This is a genomic window from Bacillus sp. JJ1503, assembly GCF_036965125.1.
Classification (GTDB): Bacteria; Bacillota; Bacilli; order Bacillales; family Cytobacillaceae; genus Cytobacillus.
In genome coordinates this window covers 1-15,913 of record NZ_JBALOZ010000091.1, presented here as the reverse complement: position 1 = coordinate 15,913, position 15,913 = coordinate 1, and the positions used below count along the sequence as shown (strand labels likewise).

Here is a 15,913-nt window from a genome sequence, read left to right as displayed (position 1 = left end):
ATGGAACGCGTTTTGAAAAGAAAGTGCCTCAAATGGAAGCCATAAAGGGTTCATAGGAAGCGTTTTGGTATATCCGCATAAAAAACCCGCACCATGAAGTTTTCATAGCACTCGTTTTGGTAAAATCGCATGGAAAGGCCTCACCATAAAGGGTTAGAAGAATTTGTTCATTGCTATCGTTCTCAAATGAAGAAATGGTGCATAGACAAGAAGGGAGGAGGGACAATGTACCTGTCCCTCTGTTCCACCAACCGCCCCATCTATAAGACACCTGCCCCTTCCTTAACACCAAGCGGATTTAGGGCATTCGTACTATTCACATAAACAAACGCATCATATCGTTCCGACATCCTTGACGGCACATAATTCCCATAATGTTCATTCACCGGACTATAAACCACGCCAATTGCACGATGACCAATCGTTTGATTAAATAAATGCCTATTCTCATCATTAAACAAGATTATTTTATCCTTCGGCCCAGCTTTGTACATCAGATCTTCCCAGCTCCCATCTTTAGCGGGAGGAGTCATCATTTTTTTAAAATGATCACCCCAGCGATGAGCGGCAATCACGGAACCGCGATGTGTGCCAAAGCCAACAATAAAGATGTTTTCCTCGCCTACTTGTTCTCTTAGTAGCTGCCCAACGTTCACCATTCCTGCATCCGCCATATATGTGGCTCGGGCATCGCCCACATGAGTATTATGCTCCCAGACGATTCCCTTTGCCTGATTTCCGAAGAAAGCCATAATTCGATTCAGAACCTCAACCATATGGCGGTCTCGGATGTTCCACGATTCATTGTCATGGACTATCATCGTCCGGTAATAATTCTCCGCATTTGCCGTGATGAGGGCATTGACCTCGAGATTTAATCCACTTTCTTCATGATCTGAATAAGTATTTCTTTTTGAAGAGATTTCGGTTAACAGCTTTATGACTTCCTCCCGACAGTCTTCTCCGTAAAAGGCGGCCGATAAGCCATATTTTTCGGGCTGTCGATTGAATGGCTCGAAGCAGGCAAAAGTCTCTCGGGCAGCTTCAATATCTGAGGAGTTCGTTTCCTCTAAAAACTTCATTATTTCATCCATCGATTCCCAAAGGCTGTACAGGTCAATCCCGTAAAAGCCGACTTGTTTACCCCGAGGTTGCTTTCGATTATAGTCCCTTAGCCATTCGATCAGCTCAATCATTTCCTCATTCGCCCACATCCAAGTCGGCCAACGGTTAAACGATTGCAAAACGTCTCTAGCACGGGAATATGTGTTGTCCCAGCCTTTAATATACTCGTTAACCTGCTGACAGGCCGGCCAGTCGCACTCAACAGCAATAAAGGTAAATCCCTTTTCCACAATGAGTCTCTTTGTAAGCTCAGCTCGAATTTTATAAAACTCTGACGTTCCATGTGACGATTCGCCCAGCAGGACATACTTTTCACCGTTAATTCTTTTTATAAGAACGTCTAAATCCCCTAGTTCATTAAATGGACGTGCATGCTCTTGAATGGCTTGAATTAATTGTTCGTTCATTTTCATCCCTCGATATCTGTTGACTAATTATTAGGATATTGTTTCCTAAAAGTTAAGATCTATTACGGTGGAGGGTAGGGTGATGAAGGTTGAAAAGATCTAATCAAACGTTTGATTAGTAGGAATAACAGGAAAAATGTCTAATCAAACGTTTGAATATTAGGGAGGCGAAATAACCTTTTGGTAAAAGTTTAATTAAACGATTGATTAATATGTAGCCGAAAAATCAAAAGTACACCGCAAGCTTATTTGCATTTTTTTATAGGGAAGAGGGGACAGGGGCCTATCTGACCCCCAAAAAACCCCATCTGAAGAGATGGGGGTATACTGCATTATGGTTTACTGAAAATTCACCTTCAAAGTAACTTCCAATCTCTGTGCTGGATCCGAATTCGATACGCTCACAGGCAATTTAAAGAATTCACTCCAAAGAGTTGTAGTGCCAGGCTTTTTGTAACCTTCAAAATTAAACGGACGAACATCCCATTTTAAGTCGACTTGATGTTCCTGATTCGCAGAGTCTACGATTGTTGCCTTTTTTGGCAATGCTGCTAGAAAATCGTTGTAAGAAATATTTGCAGGAACTGTCAGGTCCTCTAAAGGTTTGATTTCTTTTAATGTTAGTTCAGATTTTAAAACAATTTTCACATAGTTAGATAGTCCATTTGTTCTTTTTGAAATGACAAATGGATTAGTGTCTGCATGATAAATAGTTTCTTTATATACATCGCCAATCTGAATTTCCTTCACACTTACGCCAGCTGGTGCATCGAAATGAATCGTGTATTCGCCAACTGGGATCTCGCTCATTTTGTAAACATGACTTTGGTTCGAAGGTGTTGTTCCAACTGTATATTCTCTTCTAGTCTGTTTGTTTTTTAGTTTAAAATTTGTGATGTTTGTAAAATCAATGAAGTTTGTGGAAGAGGTACTATCTTTATACAAAGTGATTTGGGCAGTACTTTTTTCTGCATTCGGATCTTCCGGCTCTGGTTCAGGCTCGCCTGGCTCTTCCTCATCATCAATCTGAGTTGCGACCACTTCTAATTTAATATTCCCCGTCATCCCTTGGAACGCAATGTCATTGTCCCCATGTGGCCATTCGGCAAAAATTTTAAAGCTCTCTACATCTGCTTCTGGTTTAAATTCCGTTTGGTAATTGATATCTGTCCAATCGCCGTTCATATTTCTTTGCAGTGTCAGTTTAATTGGTGTCGTGCCATCTGCAGGGAATAAATTGCCGCTTGGATTTAAATTCACTTTATATTGTACGGGTACTTCTGTATTGTTTTTGTTAATGCTGAAGCTATACACTTCGACTGGTTTCATTCCTGGATATAGCTTTCCATCTAAATTAAACTGTGCATCTCCGATGGTTGTCCCTTCTGAGTTCACAGCTTCAACCTCGAAGCTAGCCGCAGTGGCAGTATTGTTATCACTTGTAAAGCTTTTGGAGAAATAAGCAACTGTCCCCATAACGGCAATCGCTACAAAAATGACTGCAATTAAACTTATTCCAATCTTCTTCTTCACTGGTTCATCTCTCCTTTGATAGTAGGTAATGCTTAATATTTGCCAAACTAGCTATTTAAGAGATTCACCTCCTTATTAGGCGTTATTTTTAAAAAAACCATAGGAATCTCAAGCTTTTATTTCGCTTTTCGGTGTTTTTCTATTGGTTGAAAAGAAATTTTGACTAATGCCTATGGCTATACAAACGAGGAAAATGGCTGCGATGATGATTAAACCAGGGGGACTTTTAATGAAATCTGTTAGGTAGCCAGCATTTGGTATATGGAAGCGTACGGATCCGATTACTTGTTCGGCTGAAACTAAGCCTTCATCCTCCATATTGTTGGCATCTCCTTGCGTTTGAAAAAAGACTTTCCCATCCTGATTGACTAATTCTATGATTCTATGAGTCACAAAAGTGTTTTCGTTATTACGGTATGTAATGATCTCATCAACTTTTAGTTTTTCAGGATCTACGGCTTTAACTGCTACTAAATCACCAGGTTCTAATTTTGGTTCCATGCTTCCTGTCAATACGGTCATTACCTTAAAACCAAGGATAGATGGCAAATAATTAGGATTCTGTTTTGATTGATAGAGAGAATATATTGAGGAAAGACTAAGAAGAATTAAGATTGCTAGAAAAATATTGCCTGTCCAGCTTAAAATTTTTTTTGTCATGAGTACACCGCCTTTATAAGAAATGTCTTTTGTTCTTTTTACAGAACAATTAAATTTATTATAATTCGTTATACGGAATAATTCAAGATTATTTGTTCTTAATTAAGAAGCGGTTTTCCGGTAAAAAAGGATTTGCTCATCATGATGAACAAATCCTTTACCTATTTATTGCCTCACAGTAATCGTTGTACCGGATTTAAGTGTATTAAATGCTTCATCTCTAATTGTCGTTTTGGTAGCTGTTTGAATGGTGAGGCTGTCACCTTCAAAGGTCGTTTCTTTTTCCGGAAGAATGATTAGTTCTTTTTGATTGGCTCCTCTTGTAATCGAGTAGTTTTCTAATGGAATCTGCTTCTTATCTAAAATTATAATGAAATCCGAATGGCTGTTTTCTAAGTAAATAGATTCAGAGAAGGTAAGGTAAATCTTGTTATCATTTTTTTTGACGGCTCCGGTCAAGATGGGTTCTGTATTATCGCCCAGTGTGATTGTGGCTGTATAAGGATTCATGGTGTTATCGGATAAATCTTTTATGCCGCTTGCTGTAATGTTGTATTTCGTTGTAGAAGGGATCGTGCCTTCCGGAAATGTTATGGTGACTTCCTGAAGATCATTGCTTATAGTTAACACAGAATGGACGGGAATCGGCCTGCCATTCAACAGGTAATTTGCTGCAGAAGTGGCTGACTGTGCTTGGACACGTTCATTAAATGACGCCTTGAATTGTCCATTTGCAGATGTTTCAAAAAAAGTAACCTCTGGCTTATCTTGATCGAACTTTTTCGTAACAGAAGTAGTAAAGGCGCGATTGTTATTTTGGGAAATTGAATTGTCCTTAACGGCTCCTTCTGCGACTGAAATGGTTAGGAGTCCGTCTGAAAGGCCATTTGCATCCAAGATCATTTTGTTATCTACGTTTGATCTGACTGTTGCCTGAACGGATTTATTGTTTTGGTCAGTTACTTTAATTTTGCTGGCAGTTGGAAGCCCCGATTTTAACGTTTTATTAAAAGTGAGATGAATTTCATTTTTATTTTTATCGTAAGCAGCTTGAACAAATTGTGGCGGTGATAAATCCTTGTTGATGGTAATCGTTCGGTCATATGTCTTTCCGGTGTTATCCTCTAAATCCTTATAGCCTTTGACCGAGATGTTTAATCTAGCGGATATTTCGTTTGTTCCATAAACAGATGGCGGTAATTCAATGTCAAATTTAGTTTTGCTGCCGTCTGAAATATCTTTTACAGAAGCAGGTTTAATCGTTGTGTTGCCTTTCTTGATANNTTCAGTAAATTCAATGGTGAATGTTTTTTCGTCTTTTACTTGTAGAGATTTCACTTCTGGAGGTGTGGTGTCGGCTGCTGGGTTATATAGGAAAGTGCTTCTATAGGTGTCCATTGTATTTGGGGTATTGATCACTAAATCTCTTGCGCCAGTTATGACTATTGAATAGGAGCGCCCTTTACGCAGGCTGATCCGGTCAAGCTCAGATTTTGGGACCACGATCGTGTCTGTATCACTGTTCAGCTGATTGTATTTCACTGCTTTGCCGTCAATTGTCACCGCAATAGGTGAATTAAAGGCAATTAGCTCGGAAAAAGTTACCTCAACATTCCCGTTAGATTGGGTTTTGACTGTCGTGATGGTTGGTTTGATTTTGTCAGAGAATGTGAAAGTGGTGACATAATCGTTTTGTCCTAAAGACTCGTAGTTGACTGTTTGGATATTTTTCTTCACTGTTACCGTGTAAGAAGAATTAGGATAGAGCGGTTCGTGCAATTCGATAACGGCTGTCTTTTTATCAGCAGAGAGGTTGACGCTTTTAATCGCTCTGCCAGATACAAAGTAGTTAGACAAATTTTCGGCTCCGTTTGATCCTGTGCCAGCTAACATCGCTTTGCTGAATACAACCTTAATCCGCTTTGGCTCGGCAGCACTGATTTTATCAACTTTTGGGGTGAACGTTGCAGAGATGGAATTAAGGCGATCGGTTAATGTTTTTTTAATCACTGAATTGCTGACAAATGGCAAGTATGTTCGAGCTTCACTGAGATGAGCTTCAGCTTTTGAAAAATTGCCGCTGGCTATAGATCTTTGGGCTAAATCAAGTTCAATTTTTACCGTAACCGCATATATCGCACTGTCTCGCACTTTCTCAGCAGACTGCTTGTAGTGGGAGCGAATCAGGTCACGTGTTGACTTCCCGTATACACGGTCTAACATAATGGCTTGCTTGCGGATTTCCCTTGAGAGCTCGTGATAGGCCAATTCCGTTTGATCATTAATCAGGTTTAAGTTTAGTTGATGGGTTAATGCCTGCTGCTTGGCCTTAATTTTTTCCCCGGCTGTAATAGCATCAATATAATACATCGTTCGGTTAATGTGGAGTTTGACATGTTCGTCAAGCTCAGCTAAATACCGATTTTTTTGTGCTGTCGGTAATGTGTTCGCAGCTTTGACTGCTTGATCATAGGCCGCTTTTGCGTTATTATAGGCAACCCATGGCCGGGTTTTCCCATCTGCGCTTCCTTCAATCGAAATCGCCCATTTTAAAATTGTCCCCGCATCCCTTGCCGCCTTCACGAGCTTTTCCACTTCGCTAACGGATGCTGCCTCAGCTGGGTTTGTTGTGATTATTGCAGAAACAGCTAATATAGAAGCGCTCCCTGTATAAATTATTTTCTTTTTCTTCATTCATTTGCCTCCTTTAGTGCTGGTTAATGTAAATATATTCCCATTTTAAAAGATTATTAATGATAGATAAATAGATAAAAAGGCATGAGAGTTGGCAATGGGGAAGGGCAATTAGATGCTATTTTGTGAGAGTGCGGGGGATGTTTTTATGAATTGGCTGAAAATCACCATAATTGGCGACAAAGTGATTAATTGGCTGACAAATAGCATTGATTGGCTGATAAACCTCCATATTTGGCTGATAAAGTGCTAAAATTGGCTGATAAACTACCCGAATTGGCTGATAAACCATTCAATTCGGCTGACAAACTCATTTTTAACAATAAATCAGACTGCTGCCCCCTTAAAATCAGGTGAAAATGGTGAAATAACTTGAATATTTCCTTTATAATTTACTAGGAGTATATAAAATTGGATGAAAGAAGGTATTCCTATGAGTGAAAGGGCGAAAATTTCACAAAAAACGGCTATTTTACTAGAACGTGCACGGAGATTTGGTGTAGCTGATGATGTGTTGCTTGCCAGTAAGGTAAAAGGAGATCCCACTCCGTTAAAAGTTGCCGAGGAACAATATTATCAATATGATGATTTTTTTACCTATGCGGAAAATCATGGTGAGGATTTAGAGTCAGCTATAAAAAATGGCTACCTAATGAAGTTTAATACAAATGGCGGCATCCAGACCTGGCTAAAAGAGCGATTTGGCTTAGAGGCCGAACGCGATTATCTCTTTAGTCCCGGAAAATTTACTCAATTGAAACTGTCCATTGAACAGGCCAAAATTCTACTCAACGTATTAGCAGGCAATTGGGTCATGCTGATATCTTCCGATGGGAGTGAATATGTGGCGGAGGACTATGATTTTGCTGATGGGATTGAAAATGTGATAAATGCTAGTTTAGTGATACGATCCGAATTTTAGTAAATGACTTGTTTTGGGGCCTGTCGAGGAAGTCGGTTTATCCTGACTTTCTCGACAGGCTCATTTTTGGATCTCGCTAGTGCTTTGTTTCCACATGAAATTTTGGAAACAACTCACCATTTGACGCCACTTTCTAATTACTACTATTAAAAAAACCGCCCCCATCAGGACGGTTAGTACACTGGAATTTTCGGCATGGCCACCCAATGGCCATCTGATACCTCAACAAGCTCCGATGTGCTTAATTGATATTTATCATCATCTGTTTGCTCTTCCATCAAGACTCTCTTTTTCTGTCTTTCGATTTTCGGATCGGGAATCGGAATGGCAGAGAGCAGGGACTTTGTATAGGCGTGCTGCGGATTGGAGTAGAGCTCCTCACTTTCGGCTAGCTCGACAATTTTTCCCCGATACATGACAGCGACACGGTCACTAATATGTTTGACCATTGAAAGATCATGGGCAATAAATAAATAGGTTAAGCCAAGTCGATGCTGTAAATCTTCTAACAAGGTGACTACTTGTGATTGAATCGAAACATCTAGTGCTGATAGCGGCTCATCACATACGATGAATTTCGGCTCTACAGCTAAGGCACGGGCAATGCCGATCCGCTGACGCTGACCGCCTGAAAATTCATGTGGATAGCGCAAGGCGTGTGATGGTTCCAGTCCAACCATATCAAGCAGTTCTTCCACTCTTTTCTTCCGTGCCTCTTTACTAGGTGACAGTTTATGAATATCCAGTGCCTGCCCAATAATATCTAGAACCTTAAAGCGTGGATTCAGTGATGCATAAGGATCCTGGAAAATCATTTGCATATGCCGGCGCATAGTTTTCATTTCGTTTTGGGTAAGCCGATTAACTGGAATCCCTTGGTATAACACCTCGCCGCCAGTAGGCTCATGAAGCCGCAAAATCGCTCGGCCTGTTGTAGACTTGCCAGATCCAGACTCTCCTACAAGCCCTAATGTTTCGCCCGGTTTAATCTGAAAGCTAATATTATCTACTGCTTTCAGAACATTTCCCTTGCCTAGATCAAAGTATTGCTTAAGGCCATGGACTTCTAATAATGATTTACTAGAATCAATGCCAGGCAAGATGAGAGGGGCAGGCTTTGGTTTCTTTTTCTCATTAAGTTTGGGCAGTGCATTTAGCAGTTTAAGCGTATAAGGATGCTTTGGCGATTCAAAGATTTCCTCAGTCGTTCCGGTCTCTACAATTTCCCCGTTTTTCATGACGACAACCCGATCACACATACTCGCAACGACACCAAGATCATGGGTAATTAAGATGATCGATGTGCCAAATCGTTCTTGCATATTTTTCATCAGGTTTAAGATTTGAGCCTGAATGGTCACATCAAGTGCAGTTGTCGGTTCATCTGCAATTAGAAGCGTTGGACGGCAGGCGAGTGCAATCGCAATCATGACCCTTTGCCGCATTCCTCCTGAAAATTCATGGGGATACTGATTATAACGCGTTTCACTGTCGCGAATGCCGACTAATTTTAATAATTCTATTGCTTGATTCTTCGCTTCTTTTTTCGATAATTTTTGATGTTTGATTAGACTTTCCGCTATTTGTTTTCCGATACGGATGGTTGGGTTTAGGGAAGTCATAGGGTCCTGGAAAATCATACTAATGTCGCGACCGCGAATATGTTCCATTTCCTTTTCCGTTTTGTTCGCAAGATTTTCCCCTTGAAAAAGAATTTCGCCGTCTTTCATAAAAGAGGGAGGAGAGGGGAGCAGTCGCATAATGGACCTTGCAGTCACACTTTTCCCGCTTCCAGATTCCCCTACAATCCCTAAAGTCTCTCCTTTTCTGACTTCAAAGCTCACACCTCGCACTGCTTCAAACTCATGATCTCGGGACATGAAGGATACTCGTAGGTTGTTTATCTTCAATATTTGTTCCACACTTCACACCTGCCCATATTCAACGTTTTTAAATTGCTTATTTATATACATGAATGTTTTTAGTTTGATAATTAATTTTGTTGGCGATCAAACCGCCTTTACATACCTAATCTCTCTTGTTTTCGTCCCGAATAAAATCCGTTCGCATGCATAAGGCTGGTAATCAACAATAAACTCTACTATAGCCAGTAAAATAGATATATTCTGCCAAGCAGCCACATATTCTAGTAAGAATAACTATTTTTGCATAATAACTACATATTGACTTTAATATTAGAATTAAAATATACTATACTGGTCGGAATAATGCAATATACGAGGAAGGAGGAAATCTCCATGGAAGTTATCAAGGGTGCTGATGCGAATAAATTAAGGAAAAGCTTAAGTTTTTCAGAAACCTTAAGCCAATCTTACAAGAAAATGCAGCCACATCCTGCCTATAAATGGCTTATATATATTCTGGGCCTTCCGGTGCATCTCATTGTTTTTATTATTTACCTTAACAACAGAAAACGAGATACATATTCCTCTCTGTTTAAGGAAAAAGAGAACCAACTTGCTGAGTCCGGGCTAAGGGAACAGTTAAAGCAACAATATAGGGACCAAATATTACGGAAACAAGCGTTTTTCGGACAAAAGCAAGAGGAAGCCAAAACGCATCAGCTTGCGGCAATTTGGGCTGAAGAACAGTTTCAAAAAATAGTGGCTGAAAGAACAGCTGAGCTCTTAGAACAGCAAGGGCATGAAAGATTAACTTATGAATCTATTTTTCATTCGCTCATCAAACATCCGCTGTTTCTATTATTAACGTTTTTACCCGGATTGCCTATGTATCTTTTAATTTTCATACATAGCAACCCTTATTTGAAATATATATTTGAAAGATTGGTCATGAGTATATTCGTTATTGTAGGTGTTGCGTTTTTCGTATTTAGTATTTTGTATATTTCACCTTTCGATCCGGCAGCTAATATACTCGGGGAAACGGCTACAAAGGAACAGATTGCAGCCTTTAATCAGATTTACGGTCTTGATCAACCTTATCTGACACAATTATGGAATGCCATGAAAGGGATTTTCACCTTTGATTTAGGAGCCTCCTATTCTGGTAATGAAGAGGTTGCTGCAAGTATTGCTAGAAAGTTCCCAATCACGTTAACGCTCACACTCATAGCCTTAATCATGGCGATTGTTATTTCGATTCCGATCGGAATTATTTCAGCAACAAGGCCAAATTCTTTCTTTGATTATACGTTTATGTTTATTGCTCTTATCGGATTATCAATCCCTAACTTTTGGCAAGGGCTTATCTTTATCTTAAATTTCTCGATTAAATTACAATGGCTGCCAGCCACCTTCAATCCGCAAAACTGGCTATCCATTATTATGCCTGCAGTTGTTCTAGGAACGGGCTTAACTGCCTCAATCGCTAGGATGACCCGCTCGGCCACACTTGAAGTAATTAATGAAGATTATATTATTACAGCGAAAGCCAAGGGACTAAATAAACGCCAAGTATTATGGAAGCATGCGGTGGGCAATGCGATGATTCCTGTTATTACGGTTATTGGCCTCATGTTTGGCGGCATGCTTGGTGGAGCGGCTGTTACAGAAAAGGTATTTAATATTAGCGGAATTGGAAGCTATATTGTTGATAAGCAATTTATACCTGATATCCCGAGTATTATGGGTGGAGTTGTCTATATTGCGATTACCATTTCTTTAATTAATTTATTGATCGATATTCTGTATGCGTTTTTTGACCCGCGGATCCGATCAAAAATGAAACAATATTAAAGCAGGTGTATAGAAGATGTCTACTCATATGAGGGAAAATGAAAGCTATTTTAAGCAGCACGCACTAAAAATTTCACCAGAATACAGGCAGGCAAGCTTTACATCGATCACATCGCTTGCCTTGACCATTATTTTTCTATATAGCAGCTTTAATTTTTCTGTAAATACCATTAAGCCATTTGTGTTTGGTGTTTTTATCGCATATGCGCTGTTTACGCTTGTACAAATCGTCATTACGTTGAAAATTAAGCAAGATCTTAAAAAGTCTGGCGAAATACGAAAGTCAACTAGAGTTCTAGGATACTTTCAGCTATTAAGTATTTTAACAGCAAATGTATTCGTGGCGACTTTTGCCTTTCAGCTAATTAAAAGAGAAAAATCACCCGAATATATATTTGCTGTTTACATGCTACTCACTCAATTTTTCATTATTGCCGTGTCAGCACTGAATCTTTTCAAGCCTTATGTCTCTGATACCTTTCTGCCATCAATGGGCTTCCTAATTATTACGGCGGTATTCTATTTGGCAGTCCTTATTTTTACTGCAAAGGATCAAGGAGGCAGTGGCAAGGAAAAATGGAAGTTCTTTTTGGGTATACCTTTAGTATTGACTGCTATTACTGGCAACCTTTTTGCACTAGTAATAGGCATTCATTTTATAAAAGAAAAATGGAGAAACAATGAAATTAGTATAGGTAAGTGGTATAAAATTTGGGAGAAAATTTCAACGAATACGACCTCTATGCTAGGATTGTTTTTTATCATCTTTATTTTTTCGATTTCCATCTGCAGTTATTTGACCTTTGATTATAGCATGGCAGTGGATAACGATTATAGTGCTATTCTGCAGGCTCCGAGTCTTACTTATCCGCTTGGAACAGACAATTTTGGCAGGGATTTATTTTCTCGAATTGTTTTCGGGGCAAGGATTTCTCTCATTGTTGGGGTATTATCGACCGCGATTCCATTTTTGATTGGAGGATTCTTAGGAGCGATTTCTGGCTATTATGGAAACCGCACGGACAATATTATTATGCGCTTGCTTGATATATTGTACGCGATTCCAGGTATATTACTGGCGATTGTTATTATTGCCGCTTTTGGTTCTAACGCTATGACCCTTGTGATTGCCCTTAGTGTCGGGTCCATTCCAACGTACGCGAGAACGATGCGTGCCAACGTTCTGATGGTTTCAAACTATGAATATGTTGAATCTGCGCGTGCACTCGGATCTAGCAACCTATCAATTATTTTTAAGCATGTGGTTCCTAATTCACTTGCCCCTATGATTGTGAAATCTACACTAACTATTGGCGGTGCGGTTATTGCCACAAGCAGCTTAAGCTATCTGGGCCTAGGTGTCGAGCCGCATATTCCGGAATGGGGAAACATATTGAAAATTGGCAGTACCTATCTTGAATCCCATTCGTATTTAGCCATCTATCCGGGGCTGGCTATTATTGCTCTCGTTTTATCCTTTAACTTTTTGGGAGATGGGCTTAGGGATGCTCTTGACCCGAAGCTTGATTAATATAATTAAATTTTAGGAGGAAAGATTATGAAAAAAATGATTCCACTACTCCTTGCCTTCGTCTTAATGCTGGCAGGATGTGTGAAAACTAAATCAGATGTTAATGAAAAAGCTGGATCTGATTCTAAAGCTGGCGGTACTGCTAGCGAGCAAGTTGAAATCGAATTACTTGGAATGAGCAGCGGGGAGGAAGATCTAAATATTCTCCGTGACCAGCTTGTTAAAAATGGATTTAAAGTAAAACTAAATATTCAACCTGACTATGGCAGCTTTAAAGCTCAACAAGATGCAGGTAACTATGATGCAGCATTATCTAGCTGGACAACTGTAACAGGAAATCCAGATTACGCTGTCCGTTCACTATTTAAAACAGGCGGAGATTATAGCATCCTAGCTGATTCTGAAATTGATGACCTAATTGATAAAGCAAGCACGCAAACTCCTGAGGAATATGCAGAAACGTATAAGCAATTGGAACAGAGTCTAGTATTTGACAAGGCTTATATTGCACCATTGTACATTTCTTTAAAATCACAGGCAGTAAACAAAGACGTATTAAAGCCTGAATCTGTTAGACTTTCTAAATCTCGTGCACTTGCATGGGAGCCGATTGATTTTATTGATGAATCAAAACGTGCAACAGAACCGCTTATTTTGTCTCAGACTATGTCGACTTTAACATCACTTGACCCAATCAAGGGAAATGATGGTTCCATCAATCAGATTAATACAAATATGTATGTTCGTTTAATTAACTTAACAGATGATGACAAAATTACATCTGACGGCTCACTTTCTCTTAACCATAGTATTGCAGAAGGTAATGAAGAGTATTATTTCATCTTAAGAGATGATATTAATTTTGCGAAAATCACTGATAAAAAAGCAGTTGATACAGGCGAACGTGTTGGTGCAGACGATGTTATTTTCTCTTTAGACCGTGCGAAAAATAAAGATTCCGTGCCTGATCACCGCACATACAGCTTGCACGAGCATATTAAGGATGTTGAAGTTGTAACTGATTTAAATGCACTTGATCAAGTGAAACAATCTAGCGGCAGCGACTCTGTCAAAGCAGCTCTTGAAAATGGCTTAGATACTAAAATTACTGAACTCGTTGCAGATAAAACACAAGCGAACAATAAAGAAGGTAAATATCAAGTTGTAAAAGTAACAACAACAGAACCTTTCCCGCAAGTGCTTAACTATTTAGCACACCAATCAGCTGGGATCGTTTCTAAAAAGCAAGTCGAAAGCATTAACACTTACGACGTAGCAACCTTTGATGTAAACAAGGATATTCCGTATGGAGACCAAAACACAGTAACAGAAGGCGACAAATACAACAACACTTTATACACAAGCGGCCCATACATCCTTTCACACAAGAACGATTATGAAGCCATTTTCTACAAAAACCCTGGCTACATGAAAGGAACAGAGCACGAGCCAAAGATTGCTAATATTAAACTTCGCTTCATCAAAGATATAGATAGTTCTCTATCTGCCTTACGTAACGGCGAAACTTACGTATTATACGGCATTCCTGAAAACAAACAAGAAACCGTTGAGAGCGACAGCAAGTTAAAACTTCAAAGTATGGAAAGCAACGGTGTATCTTACCTGCTTTTCAACACAGCTAATCGAGATGTGGCCAAGAGTGAAGACTTAAGAAAAGCCATTCTACACTCCATTAACCAAGATGAAATTCTTAGCTACTACCATGGCAAGAAGGTCAAAGCTGTATCCACAGTAAGCCCGCTTGTCAAAACTGGACTCGAGCTGAAAGCAGATCCTGCTAAAGTGAAAGAATTCCTTGAAAAATATCAGTCTAGTAAATAATGCATAGAGAAAAACGGATGGGTGCGTGGGCGCCGATCCGTTTTTTTTTGGTGCTGTGATGTGATTAATGGGGGTGCAAAAGTAAATTGGCTGATAAACACCATGATTTGGCTGATAAACCCATCGATTTGGCTGACAAAGTGTTTTTTGACATTAAATGAGATTGTGAAAGGCTACAATGTTTCTGTTTTTTTAGTTAATGAATGGTTTCCTGTATAATCTAAGTTAATATTTGCAGAAAACTGTAAGGGAGAGTCCAATAAATGCTCATTCAATGTACAAAGAAACTTTTAGACCAACTTGATATCAAATCTGATATTCAGGTAAAGGAAGAACCACTTTTTTCATGGCATGCCCATTTAATCACCCTTAACCGCAGGAAGACTATTGTACTTGTGAATGATCAAAATAGGTATGTGGTTGTTTTGCACGGACTAAAAGCGAAGGAATTTAAAAATCTCGATGAAGTTATATTACAAGGAATTCGTGAGACATTTAGGGAAGAGGGAATTAAGGATGAGGTAATAGAAAAGTTTCTCTCCCAATCTAAGGAAATCAGCTATACAAAAACAAAGGACCGTACCTCTGTAGCAAGAATGAATAAGGCTTGTGAAAATGTTTATTTTTTCGAGGAGCTACTGGAAAACGATTCTATCTTCAATACAAGGATGAGTATGCGGGTCAGCCGCTTTCTTGTGGGTGATGGGAAAAATAAATATATTGTGCCAAATGAAGAGATGTATAAGGATCTAGAAGAATTTGCTGGTGAACCTATTTTTATGACGAAGGCGGTACAACTGAAAGTCACACTTAGGCTGGAAAATAGGAATGTTTGGCGACGAATTCTTGTTCCGATTAATACGACCTTTAATCATTTGCATCATATTCTTCAGGCAGCCTTCGGATGGCGGAACTATCATCTCCATGAATTTTATGTTTATGGTAATGCACCATCTGAACATGTCTTATCAATAAATCATTCTGCTCATCATAAGGAGGGGCTTAAACCAATGGTGAATCTGGTTAGTCACGAAGAAGCTTTTGCCTACCGGAATGATGTTGAGATGAAGCTTGATACCGATATTAAGTTATCAGAATATATCCCTGCATACAAGAGGCTGAAATATAATTACGACTTCGGTGATAACTGGCAGCACGATATCGAGGTGGAGGAAGTAATGGACAATTATAATGCCAACTATCCTGTTTGCCTTGAAGGAGGAGGCAATACACCTCCAGAAGATGTTGGAGGGACCTATGGTTTTGAGGAGTTTTTAAAAATCCTTGCTGATCCCATGCACCCTGACCATAACCATATAGTCGAGTGGGGGAAAATGCAGGGCTATAAGGATTTTGATATTGAGGAAGTAAATAGAGAACTTAAAAATATGTGATGGGTTATTAGTATCTTTTATGGCTTACTGAATACTTAGAAGGGCGGCAGAAGGGTTCTTGTAAAGTGTTTTATTGGACAGGAATC

Annotated in this window: 11 protein-coding genes; 5 read left to right on the top strand and 6 right to left on the bottom strand. The window is 39.4% G+C overall.

Annotated features, from left to right (window positions below; genetic code table 11):
* Positions 1-260: 260 nt before the first annotated feature.
* From V7149_RS08480 to V7149_RS08460, 5 genes are all read right to left on the bottom strand, one after another.
* Positions 261-1,532, bottom strand: coding sequence for an erythromycin esterase family protein (locus V7149_RS08480; RefSeq protein WP_335345213.1), 1,272 nt, complete (start codon positions 1,530-1,532; stop codon positions 261-263).
* A 339-nt stretch (positions 1,533-1,871) separates the two neighbouring features.
* The gene (locus V7149_RS08475) at positions 1,872-3,065 is read right to left on the bottom strand and encodes a hypothetical protein (protein WP_335345212.1); all 1,194 of its coding nucleotides are present in this window, start codon (positions 3,063-3,065) and stop codon (positions 1,872-1,874) included.
* 108 nt (positions 3,066-3,173) lie between these two features.
* A complete protein-coding gene (locus V7149_RS08470; RefSeq protein WP_335345211.1) occupies positions 3,174-3,725 on the bottom strand; it encodes a signal peptidase I in 552 nt (183 codons plus the stop codon).
* A 165-nt stretch (positions 3,726-3,890) separates the two neighbouring features.
* On the bottom strand, positions 3,891-6,419 hold the full coding sequence (locus V7149_RS08465; RefSeq protein ID WP_335345210.1) for an Ig-like domain-containing protein: 2,529 nt from the start codon (positions 6,417-6,419) through the stop codon (positions 3,891-3,893).
* A gap of 118 nt (positions 6,420-6,537) precedes the next feature.
* The gene (locus V7149_RS08460) at positions 6,538-6,711 is read right to left on the bottom strand and encodes a hypothetical protein (protein ID WP_335345209.1); all 174 of its coding nucleotides are present in this window, start codon (positions 6,709-6,711) and stop codon (positions 6,538-6,540) included.
* Positions 6,712-6,834: 123 nt separating this feature from the next.
* Here V7149_RS08460 and V7149_RS08455 point away from each other — a divergent pair, with 123 nt between their 5' ends.
* The gene (locus tag V7149_RS08455) at positions 6,835-7,341 is read left to right on the top strand and encodes a hypothetical protein (RefSeq protein ID WP_335345208.1); all 507 of its coding nucleotides are present in this window, start codon (positions 6,835-6,837) and stop codon (positions 7,339-7,341) included.
* A gap of 173 nt (positions 7,342-7,514) precedes the next feature.
* Here the strand turns inward: V7149_RS08455 and V7149_RS08450 are convergent, their stop codons facing one another.
* Entirely contained in the window at positions 7,515-9,263 is a 1,749-nt protein-coding gene (locus V7149_RS08450; protein WP_335345207.1) for an ABC transporter ATP-binding protein, read from the bottom strand.
* A gap of 336 nt (positions 9,264-9,599) precedes the next feature.
* On the opposite strand from V7149_RS08450, the gene V7149_RS08445 reads away from it, so the two are divergent.
* The 4 genes from V7149_RS08445 (at position 9,600) to V7149_RS08430 (ending at position 15,827) form a co-directional block, all read left to right on the top strand.
* Entirely contained in the window at positions 9,600-11,060 is a 1,461-nt protein-coding gene (locus tag V7149_RS08445) for an ABC transporter permease (protein ID WP_335345206.1), read from the top strand.
* A gap of 16 nt (positions 11,061-11,076) precedes the next feature.
* Positions 11,077-12,591, top strand: a complete 1,515-nt coding sequence (locus V7149_RS08440) for an ABC transporter permease (protein ID WP_335345205.1) — start codon at positions 11,077-11,079, stop codon at positions 12,589-12,591.
* Between the two features lie 27 nt (positions 12,592-12,618).
* Positions 12,619-14,433, top strand: coding sequence for an ABC transporter substrate-binding protein (locus tag V7149_RS08435; protein ID WP_335345204.1), 1,815 nt, complete (start codon positions 12,619-12,621; stop codon positions 14,431-14,433).
* A 263-nt stretch (positions 14,434-14,696) separates the two neighbouring features.
* Positions 14,697-15,827, top strand: coding sequence for a plasmid pRiA4b ORF-3 family protein (locus tag V7149_RS08430; protein ID WP_335345203.1), 1,131 nt, complete (start codon positions 14,697-14,699; stop codon positions 15,825-15,827).
* Positions 15,828-15,913: the final 86 nt, after the last annotated feature.